The organism is Candidatus Propionivibrio aalborgensis (assembly GCF_900089945.1).
In the GTDB taxonomy this organism is placed as follows: domain Bacteria; phylum Pseudomonadota; class Gammaproteobacteria; order Burkholderiales; family Rhodocyclaceae; genus Propionivibrio; species Propionivibrio aalborgensis.
The window spans coordinates 37369-55894 of sequence record NZ_FLQY01000364.1 but is presented as its reverse complement, the minus strand read 5'-3'; the positions used below and the strand labels follow the sequence as shown (position 1 = coordinate 55894).

At 54.3% G+C, this 18526-nt stretch carries 13 protein-coding genes; 12 read left to right on the top strand and 1 reads right to left on the bottom strand.

Translation table 11 applies throughout. The annotated features are described in order from the left end of the window. Positions 1–561: 561 nt before the first annotated feature. The 12 genes from PROAA_RS15885 (at position 562) to PROAA_RS18970 (ending at position 5320) form a co-directional block, all read left to right on the top strand. Complete coding sequence (locus PROAA_RS15885) at positions 562–801, top strand: hypothetical protein (RefSeq protein ID WP_186412282.1); 240 nt, start codon at positions 562–564, stop codon at positions 799–801. 60 nt (positions 802–861) lie between these two features. Further along, positions 862–1008, top strand: coding sequence for a hypothetical protein (locus PROAA_RS15880; RefSeq protein ID WP_186412281.1), 147 nt, complete (start codon positions 862–864; stop codon positions 1006–1008). A gap of 10 nt (positions 1009–1018) precedes the next feature. Beyond that, complete coding sequence (locus tag PROAA_RS15875; RefSeq protein ID WP_186412280.1) at positions 1019–1333, top strand: hypothetical protein; 315 nt, start codon at positions 1019–1021, stop codon at positions 1331–1333. Between the two features lie 381 nt (positions 1334–1714). Next, a complete protein-coding gene (locus PROAA_RS15870; protein WP_186412279.1) occupies positions 1715–1891 on the top strand; it encodes a hypothetical protein in 177 nt (58 codons plus the stop codon). 102 nt (positions 1892–1993) lie between these two features. Next, complete coding sequence (locus PROAA_RS15865) at positions 1994–2638, top strand: RNA ligase family protein (protein ID WP_186412278.1); 645 nt, start codon at positions 1994–1996, stop codon at positions 2636–2638. A gap of 132 nt (positions 2639–2770) precedes the next feature. Further along, entirely contained in the window at positions 2771–2935 is a 165-nt protein-coding gene (locus tag PROAA_RS15860) for a hypothetical protein (protein WP_186412277.1), read from the top strand. Next, on the top strand, positions 2932–3108 hold the full coding sequence (locus PROAA_RS15855; RefSeq protein ID WP_186412276.1) for a hypothetical protein: 177 nt from the start codon (positions 2932–2934) through the stop codon (positions 3106–3108). Before PROAA_RS15860 ends, PROAA_RS15855 begins: the two co-directional genes overlap by 4 nt. Positions 3109–3162: 54 nt before the next feature. Then, positions 3163–3603 (top strand): hypothetical protein, encoded by a 441-nt coding sequence (locus PROAA_RS15850; RefSeq protein ID WP_186412275.1) that lies wholly within the window; start codon positions 3163–3165, stop codon positions 3601–3603. Positions 3604–3649: 46 nt separating this feature from the next. Then, positions 3650–3892 (top strand): hypothetical protein, encoded by a 243-nt coding sequence (locus PROAA_RS15845; RefSeq protein WP_186412274.1) that lies wholly within the window; start codon positions 3650–3652, stop codon positions 3890–3892. Positions 3893–3966: 74 nt separating this feature from the next. Further along, the gene (locus PROAA_RS15840; RefSeq protein ID WP_186412273.1) at positions 3967–4176 is read left to right on the top strand and encodes a hypothetical protein; all 210 of its coding nucleotides are present in this window, start codon (positions 3967–3969) and stop codon (positions 4174–4176) included. A 105-nt stretch (positions 4177–4281) separates the two neighbouring features. Beyond that, positions 4282–4572, top strand: a complete 291-nt coding sequence (locus PROAA_RS15835; RefSeq protein WP_186412272.1) for a hypothetical protein — start codon at positions 4282–4284, stop codon at positions 4570–4572. A 58-nt stretch (positions 4573–4630) separates the two neighbouring features. After that, complete coding sequence (locus PROAA_RS18970) at positions 4631–5320, top strand: DNA-methyltransferase (protein WP_222102312.1); 690 nt, start codon at positions 4631–4633, stop codon at positions 5318–5320. 521 nt (positions 5321–5841) lie between these two features. On the opposite strand, the gene PROAA_RS15825 is transcribed toward PROAA_RS18970, so the two are convergent. Further along, entirely contained in the window at positions 5842–18525 is a 12684-nt protein-coding gene (locus PROAA_RS15825; protein WP_186412271.1) for an LPD38 domain-containing protein, read from the bottom strand. Between the last annotated feature and the right edge of the window lies 1 nt (position 18526).

Here is an 18526-nt window from a genome sequence, read left to right as displayed (position 1 = left end):
ACAAGGAGGGGCAGGAGCGTTACACGACTGAGATTGAGGCCAATGAAATGCAGATGCTCGGCGGCAAGTCTCGTGAAGAAGGGCAAGCAAGCGCGCCGCAAGGGCCAAAGCAACATTCAACGTCATTTGATGATATGGACGACGATATACCTTTTAATTAGAACTGGCCTATAACGGTCGTAACTTTTATAAGTGGTTACGGCATGGTCAGTTCTAAAGCATGTAGGAAGTGTGGAAAATCAATGGGGCAATAGCTCCGTGAGCAGAGCGAACGGGGTTGAGCGTAGGGTTAGACGGCGCCAACGAAGCGGAGAAAACAAACAATGGCTTGCCCAAAGTGCGATTGCAAAGAAACATACACATACACCGAGGACGACATCCTCGGACTGCCTGACGATCAGGAACGATGCGCAGCGTGCGGGCCTATATTCTACTTCGAAGACCGCTACGACGAGGACGGCTACTAAGTGACGGCTACGTGGAGTTCAGCGGGGATGCGCCGCTTTTTGGCGCAGCCTCCGCTGGAACGCAGGGTTAGAACTCATTTTTGGAGAAAAGAGCATGGCTATTGCCGCCGAATTGAGCCTAGACAACGCCATTGGACACATTGCCAAAAGCGTTGGCGCGGAGTTGGAAAAGCAGATCAAGGCGGCGCTGATGCCGCACGCGGAAAAGGTCGTGGACGAGGCGGCAAAGAAACTGTGCCAGAACCTCAAGGCGAACATGACGAATTACCGAGACCACATAGATGGCAGCGTGAAGATTGCGCTGGTGATCGACGGTGCTCGGCATGAGTTCTAACGCAATAGCTCAGGGGCGCGAGCATAGCGAGCGTCCCGCTGGAGCGGAGGGTTAGAAGACATGGAAACGACCGAGGAAGTGGAACGACTGATGAAGCGCTGCCAGATCGGCGTCGGTGGCCGCAATGCGCTGGACACGGCGCACGAACGGTATCAGCGAGGTAACGACGTTCCGCTAGTGGAGCCGCTGCCGATGGTTAAGGGTTAATGGAGAAGGAATGAACAAGGAGGCTTACTACGACGAACACATAGCGCCGAAGCTGCTGGCGCTGGCGAAAGAGTGCGAGTACAACGGACTTTCGCTCTTTGCTATGTGCGAGTGGGAACCTGGAAAGAGCGGGAGTACGCGCAGCATCCAAGCGGGTAGCAGCTTCGCGCTTCGCATGGCGGACGCTGCCGCGAATGCGCAAGGGAATGTGGACTCTTTCATGCTGTCGATTGAGCGCCACGCCATGAAGCACGGACACCAATCATTGTACCTGCACATGCGCGGAATACCAGAGACTCCTAGCGCGGGTAGCGCAGAAGGGTGAACGAATATTATGGACGGAGACTGCTATGAAGTGGGGATTTTTGAAAGCAGAGGTAGCGGCCAGAAGGCTGTTGCCTGGAATGACATTCGAGACAACCTTGCTTAGCGCGCAAGGTCTTAGCGCCGGAAGCATTAGAAGCGCCTTAGAAATCGTTAGACAGTATGAAAATAAGCATTTGTTTACAACTTCTTAGCAATTCCGCGATTATTGCTCAAATAAGTACAAGAAATTAGTTAAACTTTTGATTGTGCAGCAATTTGTGACCGTTAGTGTCTAATGTTTTTTGATGTTTTTTGAACAATTTGCCCTAGCATTGGCAAGGGTTGTAGCGAGTTGCTTAGAAGGTTTTGTGACCAAAAGGAGAAAAGGATGGATATAACAATGAAACTCCGCGCCGACTGTTGTCACGACAGCCGTAGCGTTGACGGGTGCACTAATTGCGAAGCCGCCGATATTGTCGAAGACCTGCGCCGCCAACTATTGCGCACGACCAATGCGCTTTGGCGGGCTAGTGGGGATAATGAAGAAATGGTCAGCGGCTACCTAGCCGGGGAATAACGTAGAAATCAGCCCTCCGCGTGACAACGGCTGAGAACAAGCGCCGCCCGTATTCGGTCGGCTGGATTGACGGGTTCGATCACGCAACTTATGGAGAAAGACATGAACGAGTACCACAAGATTCAAACGCTGTTCAAGCGCGACATGGAGCGCAACGGAAAGACGCTGCTGGAAGGGAAATGGACGCTGCCGGAATTCGAGTTCTTGGCCGGGAGCACTTGGGTGTTCACGGAGAAGGTTGACGGCACCAACATTCGCGTGATGCTTAATGATGGCGCGGTGACATTTGGCGGTAAGACGGACTCGGCGCAGATTCCTGCGCAACTGGTGACGCGGCTGAATGAGCGGTTCTTGCCGTTGGCGGCCAAGATGCAGGAAGTGTTCGGCTGCGACGCCTGCCTGTACGGCGAAGGCTACGGCGCGAAGATTCAGAAGGGCGGCGGAAACTATCGGCAAGACCAAGACTTTATTCTTTTCGACGTGAAGGTAGGCGACTTTTGGCTGCAACGCGCCGACGTCGAGGACGTGGCGCAGAAGCTCGGGCTTGACGTAGTGCCGATCATCGGAGAAGGAACGCTGCACGATGCCATCGCAGCGGCAAAGGCGGGTATTGCCTCCACGTGGGGCGCGTTCCAAGCCGAGGGGATCGTGGCGAGACCGAAAACGGAGTTGAAGACTCGCAATGGTCATCGGATCATCACCAAGATCAAGTGCCGCGACTTTGTGGGGGTCGAACGTTTGAAATAACCGGCGTGGAGCGAAGCGGAACGTCCGCGTTGATTGATTAGTTATGTTTTTTTGCGTAGATACACAAACAGCTTGACATTATTTGATTGCGTAACTACAATAACAATATCCACAACGCAAACGGAGAACGAAATGAAGACCCAAGCTGAAAAGACTTTGGAGAAGTTGATGGCCTGCTACTACGACGAAAAAACGAACTCCGGTAGCACGGTGCCTTTCGCTGGCACGCTGACGGATGCGGAAATTCGGGCACTGTGGATCGCCGCAGCCAAGCACCTAAAGGGTCGTGGGAAATGAACGCCAAACGCGGCGGGCCGGGGCGCGGCCAAGGGCGCAAGCCGATAGCCAAGGACGGCGAACTGATGCAGGCTCGCCCGGTACGGATGACCGACGAGGAATGGGGGAAGTGCAAGCGACTCGGCGGTGCAGCGTGGGTTCGGGCGAAGATCAAGGCGACCCGTGAAACATAACGCTGGAGGTAACCGGCACCCCGCTACAACCGACATTCTAGATGGAGGCAATGTATGAGCGCGCAAGAACCTACACCGAACGCTGATTGCGGGGTGTCCGTGTTGACCGAACTGTTAGCCCAACACCCGTATTACTGTAGCGGAAGCAATTACTACTCGAACGAGGCTGGGGCGTCATGGGAAACCATGACCGATTTTCTAGCTGAGTTTGAAGATGCTGACGAGGACATGAATCTGGTTTTTCGGTGGGATATTCGCCAGCGAGACGACGACAATCCGGGCCGTTACTACGCCGAGGTTTTTATGATGCACCAACGGAAGGGGATTTTTTCTCCGCACCACATAAAGCACATAAACGAAGACGAAGCCGCGCGGTTCCGCGCGTACCTAGAAAAGCACTGGGCGACACTGAAAGCCATGTGGGAGCCACTGACGGCTAACGCCGAATTAACCGAGCGCCGCGCTGAAGCGGATCAGAACAACCCCGGCGCTTGACGGCGTCCGGTTGAATGTGTGGTTCGACGTTTTACGGAGAAAGAACATGGACACAAAAAAACTTCGCAAGGGGTTCGGATTTGCAGATGGACGGAATGCACAACTCGATGCGTACTTCAAAGCGTGTAACGAAGCTGCTGACGAGATTGACCGACTGCGCGCGCTGGTCGATATTGGGTATGACCACCTATTGTCATGCGGCTATCGGGAGGAAGACCCAACCTTGACGCAGATGCGTGCTGGGCTGACGCCGAACGCTGGCGTAACCGGCAGCGGAGAAGGCCAGTAACCACAAGGCACGGCGGCATTTCCGCTGTCCGTGTTGACGTAAATGTTAGGCCTTGAGGCCAGAAGGGATTACAAATGAGCAAGCAGAGTGAAGCAAAAGAGGCGCAAGGATACCGCAAAGGGGCGGCAAGCTGCGCGAGTTGTGAAAATTTTAAGAAAGACGTTGTCCCGCTGAATCGCTGGGCCGGTGACACGTACACTGAAGACAAAAACAAGCGCTGCGGGATCGGTGGATTTGCGGTTCAAAGTACAGGGCATTGCCAATTATTCTCCAGGAAGGTCTAACGCAAAAATCAGCCCGCCGCGCGAGGCGGGTAACGAAACGCCACAAGATTAACCCGGTCGCGGCTGGATTGACGGGTTATGGGTCTGGAAACTACGGAGAGCAGCATGAAAATTGAAACAGCAGAAGACGCAATTGAAGCCTACACAGGGCAAGACGCATGGAAATTCGCCGACCGTGAAGCTGCATGGGAATGGATGTTCGAGGCTGGCCGAAAATCGGCGATGAACACATGCTATCGGTTGGCAATGGCCGCCAGCGAGCCAGCGAAGGGCGGTAGCTTCAATGATGGGAAGTGGGCAGTTGCCGACGCAATCAAAGAACTGGCAGATGGTGGGTGCGATTGTGTTTCATGCACTTGCCTGACGCATAACGTGGGAGCTGAACGGCGGCCGTAGGCCGTCCGTTCGAGCGACGGGTTAGGTTTCACTGGCGGCGCACAACGAAAGGTTGGGAATGGCTGAGAAAGTGGTAATCGGGAACGCGGAACTGTGGCACGGCGATGCGCTGGAAGTGCTGCCGCTGCTGCCTGCCGTGGACGCGGTGATTACAGACCCGCCATTCAACGCGGGCAAGGCCATCGCCAACGACAACCTGGACCCGAAGGCGTGGCGCGCATTCTGCAACCGGCTGGCGCTGGCGCTGTGGACGAACGGCGCCCCCAACGTGCTGGTGGAAACAGGCAAGGATGACGCGACCATGCGGCAGGAACTGGAGCGGTGGCTACCTTACCGCTACGCGGTGGCGCTGAACTACACGAACAGCATGCGCAATGGAGCGGTGGGCTTTGCGAACTTTGGCCTGGTGTACTGGTTCGGTGAAGGCAAGTGCCACGAGCGCTACATGGACCGGCTCGACGCGGCGCTGATAAGCACCAAGGACGAGTTCACGCACCCGACGCCGAAGATGGTTCCCCACTATGCGCGGCTGGTGGCGATGTTCAGCCCGAAGGGCGGCACGGTGCTGGACCCGTTCGCGGGCAGCGGCACCACTGGCGTGGCCGCAGTGCAAAGTGGCCGACGATTCATAGGCATTGAACTGGCCCGCGAGCACTTCGATACGGCGTGCGAGCGGATTGAACGAGCCCAGGCGCAGGGCACATTGCTGGCCGAAGCCAGCGAGCCTGTGCAGGAAGGGCTGTTGTGAAACCTAACGCTAAATAGGCGTCATGACGCAATGTTTTGCGTCAAAGCGAGTAATTTACACGGGTATTGTTTGAGGAGAAATAACGACATGCTCAATACAGGTAAGCAAGTGGCCACATAACCGCACAAATTGCATGGAAAAAACCAATACAAGAACGTTAAAACAATGACTTGCATGTGGCCACCTTACTACCAAAACGCCGTACCAATCGCAATAACGACCAGAATCACGACCATGACGCAGATGAACCGCCCGGTTCCGTCCATGTCCTTCCACTTCGGGTAGTCGTTATCCTCGTCGATCATTGGCGAAGCTCCGCTATTGCGTTAGCGCTATCGTTCAATTTATCCTATCCTTACCGTTATGGTTGGGATAGGCTTCTTTCTAGCGTTCGTTCTCTGTTCTGCGCTCTATTATTTCACCACGCCAGAACATAGGGGGATGATTTTTGGGTGCGCGATGGCTCTATCTTTTGTCGCCTGGGCGTTGTCGTTGATAACCGGCGTTGGTCCGAATAGTTATTACTGAAGCCCAGGTGCTACCCGCTTCGCAACTCGCTCTTTCATGGCCTGCACTCGCTCAATGCGTGCTTTCTTTTCTTCCGCCGAGGCATCGCTACGCTCGATGCTGCGAATGCTGGCATTAAGCTTTGTTTCCATGCTTTTCACGGAATTCACGAACTTGTACCGCTTGAGCTTGTCGGCGTTGCTTTCATAGTAGTCTTTGGCGTCTTCAAACTTGCCGTCTTTCAACAACTGGCGGTAGGTGCCATAGGCTTGTTCCAGCTCTGACGCCTGGTCATAAAGCAGCGTCAAGTATCTGGAACTGCCAGAGCCTTGCTCTTTCATCATTCCTTGAGTTGTTACTTTCCAGTAGTCCATCGCCGGTTTGGTGGGTTCGTTCATGAAGACGCGAGCCGCCATATCCGCCGAACTGACAGCAGTGGCTCCTATCCATCCGAAATAGGCTCTTACCAAGTGATCGTACTGAACCGGCGATAATGCGCCTAGCGTGGCCGTAGATAGCGCCCTTGCCGGCATTGACGTATTGCTATTGAAGCGCATGTCAGAATCAAGACGCTGCATTCCCATTGTCTCTATCGGCCTTCCTGTGAAGCTGTCTTTGTTAGCGTACAAATCAATGATCGGCTTCACCATTTGCGGAACCGGATTCATTGACAGGTTGTTTTCGGCAATTTTCCCAATGACATTCCTGAACCGTTCGCCCGTCATTTCGTCGTTCGTCAGGTACTCAACAGAGCGTTCCGCAAGCGTTGCCACCGCGCCAAGCTCAAACGGCTTCGGAATGCGGTACTCGATGCCGCCCAGCTTGAACCACCAATAGTTATCCCTATCCCAATCTTCGCGGCGCTTCCAGTCGTCGTCATCGTGATAGCCCGCCATGAGCGCGATAGACGCCAGCGCCAGCGCACCAGTAACGACGGCCATTTTCTTTGGGTCGTCTCTCGCCGCCCGGCCAAGCTTGTACATCCCTTGAAGTCGCGCGTTAAAGAACGGGACAACTTGGGAAAGAAAGCGAATCGTATTGAAACTTCCCTGCATTGAGAAGTCCATCAAATCCCTAGCCAATAGCGCGGCTTCGGCGTGGCTCTTGCCCTGCTTGATAAGCTGGTTATAGAGCGCGGCCCGGTTGATTTCTTCCGAGCGATTCCCCAATTCGTTGTAAGCGGAGACGGCAGGGTCAATCACCTTGTCGTAAAATGCTTGCCACTTGTTATCACTGTTCAGGATTGTTGAATCCTTGACGCCAGCCTTGATTAACTGGCGAACACGCGACGATTCAGAGCCCTCAAGCATAGTCCCAAACCGGATGAGCCCGCCGCTGGCAAGGGCGGAAACATATTCCTGAGAATCGCGCCTCGTCTGCTTGTAGCCTTCCGTCACGTTCTTGATTGGGTTATAGCCCAGGTCAGACGTACCGATAGCCTGTAATGAATCACGGATCAGGTTTCGCACCTTAAAGGCAGGCGAAGCCGTCACGCCGATGGTCAGCGCGTGCTTGAACTTCGTCATGGCGTCCATGATCCCGTTCCGCATTCCGGCGTATTCAAGCGACGTAATAGCGGTCATTACGAACGGATCGGTGACAAGGTATTCGACCTTCTTGCCGTTTTCCTGGAACCAGACGGTTTTCTTCGTGCCTGGCGGGAGCATGGTGCCATTGCTGGCGCTGTAGGAGGCCATGTCAGGCGCCACCCGCTGTGCCACCCCGATGTTCTCTGCCGCAGCCAATGAGGCTCGTGCCGCCCGGTTCTGTGCGGAGGCGGTGATTAGGTGCGCCCAATTCTGGAGCGTGTTAGACAGCAAATCAGAGTTTAGCTTGTCCGTTCCGCCCTTGAGTTTCTGGAAAGCTCTCTTTCGAACGAGAGAGCCGCTTATCTTCGCACCAACAAACTCGCCGTCTTCTTCCGATACGCGGTAAAACGGGACGTAAAATTCAGACTCCCACGTCTTGCGCGAATTGCCATCAATCAGCCCCGACTGCTCGGCCATGTCCAGAGTATTCTTCTGAAACTCATTGAAAACCCGGTGCGCGTCGGCATAGATCATGCTGCGGTTGCGCGTAACCGTTCCTCTTGCTGGCCCGGTTTGAATCGTGTAATCAAACGCTGTTGTGCCATTGGCGAGCGATTTTCCAGCGGCAATGTCGCTTGGGCTGAATAGGTTTTCTTTGCCAAGTGGCGCGAGATTCCATGCCCGGTTCGCAGCGATCCACCAAAGCACGTCGTCCAGTTCGCCATGCAGCGGGACGCCAAGACGTTCCACAAAACCGCCTGACGTATCGCCATCATAAACGCCGTCCCTGAGCATAAGCTTGCCGTGGTGCAGCAGGGTGTCAAACGCGCCCGCTGTGCCTTTGGAGAGCCGCGCAAGCATGTAGGCGGTGCCGTTGTCGCCCAAGTCTTTCAATCCACGGAATTGATCGACAATGCCCACGGCCATTTTCTTCCAGAAATCATTTCTCAGATAGTTGAGCGACTTCTGGAGGCGGCTTTCGGGGTTAATGTCGCGCCCGACATTCTTGAAGAAATCACGGTGCGCTTGATCGTATGCGCGGCCAGAGTCTCCGATGACGTTGTAGCGAATGTCGTTGTTGTCGGGTGAGAATTGACCGTTGTTTCCGGTAGCGGATTTGATTTGGCTTGGGGAAAAGGCGACGTAATGAGTCAGCATAGTTCCGCGGTCGACGAACTCGCGCGCGTCGTTGTCGTAGTATCTATCCTGCCGCTGCGCGACAACGCCATCGTAGCCCGCAGCTTTTGCGAGTTCGATGCCGTCCGCGTCAGTGCCGCCGCCGAACTCTTTCCAAAAGGCATCGACACCCTTGGTGTATGGATTCTCTAGGCGAACGAACGACGGCATGATATGGGCCGATGGCGCAGCGAAAGATACCCCTTTTACCGCATCGCCGTATTCTCCTGCTTCGCGCTTATTATCAGTCATGTAGATCGCCGGGCCAAACTCGCCACCGCGTGTAACCTTAAATTCTGAAAAATCTGCATTTGTCCCATGATAAACAACCAGCGGCCTACCCTGATCGTCGGTTATTTTGCTTCCCGAAAACCACTTCCAGAAGTTGCGTATTCCTTCATCCGTCTGTGCAATAGGCTTGCCGTTGCTGTTCAATCGTGGGCGCTCTACGCCGTCGACGTTGATTGTTGCGCTTCCCGCTCCAACATTCCCCTTCGCCGTCAGACTCTTGCCTTCGCTCAACTTCATATTCTCGTGCATCACCCCAAGCCCCAGGCTCAAGGCGCGAGAGAGCGCGTCATGGCTTTCGGTCTTTAGGCCAAGGATTCCACGAATCACGCTGATGAAGCGATCCCATACCGTCTTGCGTGCGCTGCCTTCCGGTGCGGCAATTTGCTTCAGCAATTCCTGAAACTTCGGATTGCTGAAAACTTCGGCAACAAACTCGTCCACGTTCTCCATGCCGTACATGCCGTTCATCTTGCCGGTGGCTTTGACGTGGTTGAACAGGGCGCGCATTTGCACCGAGGCCATGCCATTTTTAGATAGCGCTTTGATTGTAGCGGCGTGTAAGAATTCGTGGAGTGCGTGCCGCTCACTACTGGCCGGGCGGAATAACGAGACGGTATCCGTCTTGGGGTTGTAGGACGCGGCATACTGCTTGTCGTTGCCTGCGTTGAACGTGAAGCCCTTGCCGTCGCCCACTGTGATCTTTGGTGCGATGCCCGTCTTGAGTAGCAGCCGGGCGAGTTGGCGATAGAACGGATTGCGTGAAGACGCTGCAATGAACTTCAGAATGTCTTTGGCGTTCTTGCCTTCTGCGGCCATGCCGTAAATGGCTTTGTCGGACGGGGTAATGCGGCCATCGCTGGCCTGGTTGAATCGTGACTCCCCAGGCAATGCCCCGCTGTTCCGCGCCATGTTGTCTTGGTCGTCGTAGCGGACAAGGCGCTGCTCGTCGGGAAGGGCGCCGGTTAGTGCTGACTCGGAAGCTGTCATTGTTGTTTCGCTAACAACGGCTGTCGCCTTGGTCTTCCCGTCGTCTTGCAACTCAGCCTCAAGGCGTTTCAGGTCGCCGTACTTCTCTGCCATTTCCTGTTGATACTCGAACGGCGCCCCGCGCTTTTTCTTGAGTTTTATCACGTCAGTTTCTTGCGTGATAACGTCCGCTCTTGCGGCTCGTAGATCACGATCAACCTCATTTACCTTGTTCGTGACTTGCCGGCCAAGCCCTACCGCGTCAACATCTGCGCCAAGACCTGCGGAAGAAACGACTAGATAAGACGCACCGCCAACGTCGACGCCCAGCCGGTAATTGCCGGTAGGTTCGTCCTGTTTTGTTTTGTGGTCGTGGGCAAATACGGCTTCAACGGTCAATGAAATTGCATCGCCTATGCTGCCTATCTTAACTTCGTTGCGGCCTGGCGTTCCTTTCTCCACTTCCTTGTTAAACGCATCCTTAATCGCCTGCCCGAATTCGCCGACCTTGTTATATGTCGAATTTCCTACCTTCCCGCTTTCAAACGAGAAATGCTTTTCGCCGATTGCTTTGTATGCTTTCGTGTATATCTTGACGCGCTTTAATGCGCTGCTCAGATAGTATTCAGCAGAACGAAGCGCACTGCTGACGTTGATCTGTTCGCTAGCGTGAGCTGCTTGCAGCCGTTCAAACCGCTCCACGTCCTGCCGCAGCCCTGCCAGTTGAATAGCGCGCGGGTCTCCCGATGCAACAGCCGCGGCTTGCTCGAATAGCGAAGCCTCGCCCATGTCGTCCATACTGCGTAATGACTTGTCGCCGGTGAACGCCTGGTCAATGAACCGCTGTTTCCGCCCGACCATCTGCCACATGGTCGATTGATAGGTGCCTTTCGTCGTATACCACTCAATAGAGACTTCCTTGTTTTGGTTCCCTTGCCGGATGATGCGCCCGTGGGGCTGCTCAACATCAGCCGGAAACCAAGGGGGGTCTTGGTAGTGCAGGGTGATGAGACGCTTCTGGACGTTGACGCCGGTTCCCATCTTCTTGGCAGAACCAATCAGCACCTTCAGCTTCCCGCTGCGCATGTCTTTGAAAACCGCTTCCTTCTTGGCGTCGGTGTTTGCATCATCAAACCATGCAATATCGGAACGCGGTATTCCTCCGTCCGTCAGCCTCTTGGTGAATGCCGCCCTTGAATTAAACCCTCGGTTTTTCTGTGACTGCTCACCAAATCCAAGGTTATAGAACACGATCTGCGTGCTGCCTTTGATCTTCTCTGGCTTTCCGTCTTTGTCGTAATAAATGTTGTCCTTGGTCGCGTGATAGGTCTCAGCAACCTTGTCGCCCATGGTTGTGATAATGCTCTCGCCTTCGAGTTTCCCACCGAAGAAACGCGGGTCAATCGCAGCAAAGCGACCGTCTGTAATGATCGCAACAATAGGATCAGGATTATTTGGTTCTTCCTTTGACGGCTTCCAGGCTTTTGATATTTCAATGCGTGTTGCAAGTTCGCCCCTCATGTACTCTTCAAGCGCATCGTTTGATTCAACGATGTTCAGGTTCGGCTTGCCACCTTTCAGGTCAGGCCGCTTCACAAGGGCGCCAAGGTTCTCAGAAGTCAGAACGTCCATGAATTGACGAACGCGGCTCATCAGCTCTGGTACGTTGTCGAACTTGGCAAAACGCTCGATCAGTTCATACCGACCAGCCGCATTCGGCTCAAGTGCTGGCGCAACCTCTCCGAACATCCGCGCCCATGAATCGAATGTTGAAATACCGGCCCGGTCAAGTTCCGCCCCTGCAAAGAATCGAAGGATGGTGTAAAGCTCGCCCATGGTATTCGTTACCGGCGTTCCCGAGGCAAACACGAAAGACCGGCCTGGCCGACCTTTCTCCATGATGCGGGTCTTGACGTACATATCCATCGCGGCCTGCGATCCGTTGGGGTCAATTCCCTTGATGGATTGCGCGGTATGGAAATCCAGTTTTCTGAAGGCGTGCGCTTCGTCGGCATAGATAAAGTCTGCGCCGATGTCCTCAAACTTGATCGTCGAGTCCTTGCCGCTGGCGCCAACAATGGCGTCAAAGCGTTGTTTGACCGCTTCAATCTGCTGCTCAAGCTGCCCACGTCGCACTCTGGAGCCCTGGTCCTTCGCTGTTTCGGAAAGTTCAATCTCAAGGTCTGCCAGTATCTCGTCACGAATCGGCGCTACCGATTCTTCTGATACGCCTATCCGCTTGAAGGCGCTGTGTGTGATGATGATTGCGTCCGGACTATTGAGCGTGGCTGAGGCGATGAACGCCTTGCGTCGTTCGGCGGAGAAGTTCTCGTCGTCGGCGACCATGATATTTGCCAGCGGGTACAGTTCCATGAATTCATTACTGAACTGCTCCAGCATGTGATTAGGAACCACGTACATCGGTTTCTTAATCAGACCGAGGCGCTTCTGCTCCATTCCGCCAGCGATCATTTCAATCGTCTTTCCGGCGCCTACAGCATGAGCAAGGTATGTATTCCCGGTCTGAATCTGACGCCAGATAGACCGTAGCTGGTGCGGGTGCAATTTGAATCTAAGACTCACGCCGGGAAGCGTCAAATGCGTTCCGTCAAACTTCCTTGGTGCGATATTGTTGTACCGCTTGTTGTAGCTTTCAACCAAGTCGGTTGCACGGTCGCTATCCGTCCAGACCCACCCCCTGAACTTGTCCTTGATCTTTTTCGCCATTTCGTTGGCGGCAGTCGTCGCTTCGACATCGGGAACGGTCTTTTTATCGACCGTCATCATCACCTTGATTGACCGGCTGTTAAGAATTGCTTCAAGCAACTCAGACGGAGACCGCGCCGCCGTGCCGTATTCTGCTCCCGCTCTACGCTCGGTGCGCTTGTTCCCGCCGTCCACTTGCCAGGTTTCAGTTTTGTGGTCATACGTTACTGATCCTGCGCCAATCTCCGTCGCAAACTCATTGACGTGTGACTCAGGAATCCATGCCGCGCCGAGCTTCGCGCTAATCTGCGATGGCCCCAACTTCTCCGGCTGAACTTCTTTAAGCGCCTCGACATTACGTTTGAATGAAGGGTCAAGCTGTGCCGCCTGTTCCGCCTCTTCAAGTTTGTCAACGACGTTGCCGGATAGGTACTCGTCAGCAAGTTGCCAGTTTCCGTCATTGGTTTTGAAAATCTGGCCGCCCATTGCTTCGATAGTCTCGTCGCGCCCGAGCTTCATCCTGCGCCCGATGTCTTCAAGGTTCAGCGTGCCGATAGCGTCAAGCGATACCGCCAAGGCATCCCCAATGCTTTTTACATCAACGACTACCGGCTTGCCGATGGTTCTGCCAAGGAGAAACGGCGCTTTGATTATCTCTCCAGATTCAGTGATTGTTTCCAGCGTCGTGAGAATTGCCGCGTCGTAATCTTCCCGGTACAACCGCTTGTTCTTGAATCGCTTTATCTGCGTTTCAACAATGCTTCCGTCTTCGGCGGTCGCCTTGCGCGTTGTTACGGTGAAGTCATTGATTGGCCCATGGGTAGCACGGAATGCGTCATACGCCTTGTTCAGCTTCTTCAGCACTCCTTCCCACTTGGCATCGTTTATTTGCGCTTCTCTGGCTAGTTGCACGAGGTTGCGCAGTTCGACGTAACTCTTGAACCATGCTTTATCCTTGTCGCTCAGTTTTACCGAAGATTCAAGCGGAACGCCAATACCGGATGAAACGCGCATTACCGTACCGTCTTTGGCAAGGTAGACAACCCCCTCGCGCTTGACGCTTGGGTCAAAGTCAACTTTTCTGGTTTCTTCCTTTACCGTTTCATCCGTCTGCCCAAGGGGGGAGTAAATGTTTTCGGGAAGCCGTTCAACCGCCTGCGCAAACTTGGCGTCTAGTTCTGCCGGTGTCGTGTCGTATGAAACAACAGTGTATTGCTCGCCGCCGCGCCCGTTGCTATTGACTCGCCGGCCAAGATCATCGGTGTTTCCGCTGATACGGTTTTGCCCAAGCACCATTTCTGGATGATTGGCAAAATACTCGTTGATCATTACCGGCCCGTCTTTTGTTTCTACCGGAACAATCTTCCCCCACTCCTGCCCTGCCGGGGCTTCTCCGTCAGCCCTCTTGCGCAAGAAAATAACGTCAGTCACTACGCTGGTTCCGGCATTGCCTTCAAACGCAGTAGAAGGGAGCCGGATAGCGCCAACCAGGTCGGCGCGCTCGGAAAGGTATTTGCGCGCCTTGTCCGTCAGTTTGTCCATGGTTCCTTTGCTGGTCACAAAGACCTGCAAACCGCCTGGACGCACCAGATCAATCCCTTTGGCAAAGAAGAAGTCATGAAGCATGAATCCGCGCTTGGCGTACTCTGAATCGCCCAGAATTGGCGTCTGTGAGAATGGCGGATTCCCGATGTTCACATCAAAGAAGTTTTTGGGGAATTTCCGCTTTATGAAATCCCCATGCTGCAAGTGCTGGTCAGGCGATAACAAGCGAGCTATCAGCGCGGTCGGTGCGTCAAACTCAACGCCTGTGAACACGGAAGTCTGATGCACGCTATCAGGCATCAGCATTGAGAACGAACCAATACCAGTTCCCGGCTCGAATATCTTGCCGCCAGTGAAACCTAGTTTTTGAATGGCGCTCCACATCGAGCGAATAATGCCCTCGCTGGTGTAGTGGGCGTACTGCGTCGATTGCAGGATAGACTGCTGCCATTCCCTTGGGAGTGCTTCGATACGCTCTGCCAGTGGCTTCCACCGCGCCTCACGCACGAAGCTAGGCCATATAAGACGGTTAGGTTCTTGCGATTTTGCGTAAGCAGGGGGAATCGGGAATAAGTAGTTGCGAATCTCGCCAGCACCAAAGCCAACGTACTTAGACAGCAGGGCTTGTTCTTCCGGCGTTGCGTTTCTCTTTTCCCCGTCGATCTTTATTGCAAGTTCAATCAGGTCGATATTGCGACTGGCTGAATCGAACCAAGAACCTTCTCTAGTCAGTCCGCCAATGCCCGGTCGGTAATCGGCAGAAACACGCTGCACGTCTCCTGCCACAACGCCATTCTGTCCGTCGCGTACGTCTGGAGACCTTCCTCCGTCCCCCACTTCTTCGACCGCATCAATCTTTCCTTCAGCGCGTCGTCCTGTTCCTCGAACGATTCGACCATCTGCTCGTCCAGGTCGATAGCGCGTTGCTTGAATTCCTCTGGCGGCAACGTAGGCGCGCTTTCGTCGTTGTCCTTCAGCCAGCGGATTATCGAGCGTATTCTCAAGTCCTGCATCGGAGGGATCATTGCCATCTTCCTTTGGTGTGTTTACTTCATCATAGACTATTTTCCCGTCCCTTACCTCCCGCATGTACTGCACGACATAGGGCTGCATAGCCTTGACGGTTTCCTGGTCCATGCCGAACTGGTCGCGCAAGTTCTTCACCAGCGCCAGCATCATGTCTTTGATGTCGGCGCCGGCTTGCTTGAAGTGTGATATGCCCGCAGCGAAGTACGGCTTGGCCGCTTCGTAGGTTTCCTGGCTGAATCCGACGCCCATGCTCAGGGTGCCTGGTTTCGGCTTGAACAGCGCATTCAAGCCCTTGGCGACTTCGGCCATGCCCATGGTGGCGTTCTTTGTAGCGCTGGCAGCGGATTTGGTGGCAGAGCGAGGATTGTCCGCCTTCTCCTTCTTGGATTTAGCTTCTGCCTTTGCTTCGTAAGCCCGCATTTCTGCGTCAAGCTCGTCTTGCTGGCCTGATATTGCCGGTTCAGCCTTGCCAAACGCCTCCTCTACTGCATCTTCGAACATGGCGTCCATGCCGTCGTCGGAAGGCTGATCGGTCTTTGGCGTCTCGGCGGGCGCTTCTTTGGCCGACTGCTGCGGGGCGGCTGGCGCGCTCGGCTTTTGCCGCTCCACTTCAGTCGAACCTGTAAGCTCGGTTGATGAGTTGGGCTTAACTTCAGCGGCGTCTTGCGGCGTTGAGCCGTCAGGGATTGCTTGACTGTTCGGAGCGGATTCCTTCGGCAAGCCAAAAACCTTCTGTCCGCGCCCGATTGCTCCAGCCCCTGAAAGCGCGGCTTTTATCTGTTGCGGAGTAGCGCCGTTCTCTACGGTAATGTTTTCGCCAGTATCGAAGTTCTGCGCCGGGTAGTTGCCGACATGGACCACGCCGTCTTTAACGGTGATCGGCTCGGCTGAGTTTGGCGCGCTGCCAAGCGACAAGACGACGGGCGCATGCTCTTTCGCTGCGGAGATCTGCTTAATCCGCTGCGCGTTAATCTCTTTTGCCAAGCGGCGTTGCTCTGCTTTGTTGCCCGATGCTTTTGCGGATTCGTACGCGGCAAGCAATTTTGGATCGACACGCGAGAGGCCCGGCCCTTTCTGCGCTTGCTGCGGAGCGACAGCCGGGTTTGCGCTTGATTCCGGGGGAAGCGTCGGCTGTTCTATTGCAGGGGCGGGTTTAGGAGATAACTTGTTTCCTTCGATGCCTCTAACTTCATCAATGATTCCAGGATATTCAGCAATTACGCTATCAGGAACAGCAAATCCGTCATACAAAGCCCTTCGTACAACGTAGCGGTGCGACATTTTCTGTGCCGCATTTTGATTAACCGCCACACCATATCGTTTCGATATTTCTGGCTCGATATGCTGGTGTGCGCCCAAGTGCCCTTTCCAGTAGTAGCTATTCCCGCTCACGTCTTCTGTATGACGCAATGCAGGATCGTCTTTCGTGGCGTTAGGAAACTCCCGCCTGAACTCTTTTTTCATGTCCGAAAGATCGGCGCCAGAAGGGTTGCGAATTACTTCAATATTGTTGCTGCCTGATCGAACATAAAATATTTCTCTTTTCTCCTTTTCTACAGGCGAGTCATATTCTTGGCTTGACATCTTCCAAGGTTCTTTAGAATCTGGCGCTACATTGGCTGCTGGTGCTTTCTGTTCTTTTTCTTGGCCTTGCTTGGTTTTAACGGCTTGAGCGACATCCGGGAGTCCTAAGTTAGTTGCGGTCTGTAATAGCGGCGTGGTGCGCGTTGGTTGCGCGCCATAGGTTTGCGTTGGTGCGGCGATGCCTTTTTTCTTGGCGGCTACCTGCGCGTCAAGTTGGTCAATCAAGCCGACAATTTCTGATTCGCGCTCTGGCGTCATACCATACTGTTCAATCTGCAATTCCAGTTCGTGAATGCGATTTTCCAGATTGCTTGCGTGGCGCTTCGGCTCAGGTTTCGCGCCCTTCTCTTTTATGAATTGCGAAGCATCAAGCTCATTTGGTGTTGACGGTTCAATGCCCGGCCCAATGTTCGCCGCGATGCCAGCACTCCGGTTGATCTGGTTGAAGTTGTCAATACTCGCCGTTTCTTCCGGCGTGAAGTCAAGATTTGAATATCCGGCTTCCTTCAATGCACGGCCAAAGGCGCGCTTCAGGTTCCTATCGCCCGGAAGCGTATCAGCGACTTGCTGCAAGAGGTTGTAACGCGCCTGTGCGCTTTGTTGTGCTTGTGCGGCCTCTACCATTGCCTGTTGCGATTCGGCCTCACTGGCGGCTTGCACGGCCTGCCCTGAGAGCAAATCAGAGACGCGAGATTGTTTGTCTGCGCGTTCGCCGTTTAGAAGGCCCTCAAACTCGGCCAGTTGCCCGTAACTGCCAGACGGGGGAGGAACAAAATCACGTTCGCGCAAAACCGGCTCTGGCGGAATTGCGCCGGACATGCGCCCAATCCCTACCGCTCCAGACAGCGGGCCGGAAGGCGGCAACGTTTTCGGAACGTCAAAACTCGTTGGCGTCTGGTCAAGCTGCGATGTACTTCCCGGCTGCGGGGAAAATTCCTGTGTCGCCTGAGCGAGTAGCGGGTTCGTCGGGGGTGCTGGCGGTACGCTTTGCTGCTCTGCTGCGTTTTGCCTTGCCGCTTTCGCCGTCTCGTATGCGGACATTCCGCCTTGCATAATGCCGCCGCCGGGGATTGCCATTGCCGCCGAAAACAAAGCTTCGTTCTGCGCTTCTTTCGAGAGCGGGTCTTTATTTGCACCCCACTTCTCAAGCATTTTCTGTGGATATTCTTCCGAGGCTTCTCCAAGTCCGCCCTTGACGAATTCCTTGCCAAGCCCTTTGATAATTTCTTTTGTAGGCTGCTTGGCTAATTCCTTGATTTGCTCGCGGGTTGCCCCATCAAGGAAGCGGGCTAGCAGTTTTTGCGGCCCGAAGGCAAACTCAATCGCCGTCGCCGGGATCGCGGCAGCAACCGCACGAAGCTTGTTGACGTCTTTTGGGTCCGCTGAGTCGTTTTGCTCTTGGCGAATTCCGCCGTACTCTTGAACAAACGTCGGGATTGCCTGCGCGATTCGTCCGCCGATTTCTTGTCCTGCAAGCGCGCCAGGGCGACCGCCAAGCCGTCCACCAGCAAGGCCGCCAATTACCCGGCCCGCAACTCCTGCTATCCCTTGTGGCGCGAGTTGCGCTCCCATGTTGGCTAGCGATTCGGTAACGTAGGTTCCCGGCTTTTTGGGAATGTCTGAGAGGCTGGTTATGCCCGGTTTATTTGCCTCTTCAACTCCTTTTCCCCACTCCTGAAGTCCAGAGGTAATGGAGTTTTTTCCAAGCACGTCTTCGCCAGTAACGCCAGCAGTAGACGCCATGTTTCCAATGGTTCTCTTGAAGGCCGGGACGAACCCGCCTTGCTCTTGCTCTGGAACCGGATCGTCAAATTTATCAAACGGATTTGTTCCTGCTGCTTGCCTGTCAAACTGGTCGAATGGATTGCCCACG

Coding starts and splice junctions, on each gene's coding strand:
- PROAA_RS15845 (WP_186412274.1), top strand. CDS start 3,650: ATGGACACAAAAAAACTTCGCAAGGGGTTCGGATTTGCAGATGGACGG.
- PROAA_RS15880 (WP_186412281.1), top strand. CDS start 862: ATGGAAACGACCGAGGAAGTGGAACGACTGATGAAGCGCTGCCAGATC.
- PROAA_RS18970 (WP_222102312.1), top strand. CDS start 4,631: ATGGCTGAGAAAGTGGTAATCGGGAACGCGGAACTGTGGCACGGCGAT.
- PROAA_RS15860 (WP_186412277.1), top strand. CDS start 2,771: ATGAAGACCCAAGCTGAAAAGACTTTGGAGAAGTTGATGGCCTGCTAC.
- PROAA_RS15855 (WP_186412276.1), top strand. CDS start 2,932: ATGAACGCCAAACGCGGCGGGCCGGGGCGCGGCCAAGGGCGCAAGCCG.
- PROAA_RS15840 (WP_186412273.1), top strand. CDS start 3,967: ATGAGCAAGCAGAGTGAAGCAAAAGAGGCGCAAGGATACCGCAAAGGG.
- PROAA_RS15870 (WP_186412279.1), top strand. CDS start 1,715: ATGAAACTCCGCGCCGACTGTTGTCACGACAGCCGTAGCGTTGACGGG.
- PROAA_RS15850 (WP_186412275.1), top strand. CDS start 3,163: ATGAGCGCGCAAGAACCTACACCGAACGCTGATTGCGGGGTGTCCGTG.
- PROAA_RS15835 (WP_186412272.1), top strand. CDS start 4,282: ATGAAAATTGAAACAGCAGAAGACGCAATTGAAGCCTACACAGGGCAA.
- PROAA_RS15885 (WP_186412282.1), top strand. CDS start 562: ATGGCTATTGCCGCCGAATTGAGCCTAGACAACGCCATTGGACACATT.
- PROAA_RS15875 (WP_186412280.1), top strand. CDS start 1,019: ATGAACAAGGAGGCTTACTACGACGAACACATAGCGCCGAAGCTGCTG.
- PROAA_RS15865 (WP_186412278.1), top strand. CDS start 1,994: ATGAACGAGTACCACAAGATTCAAACGCTGTTCAAGCGCGACATGGAG.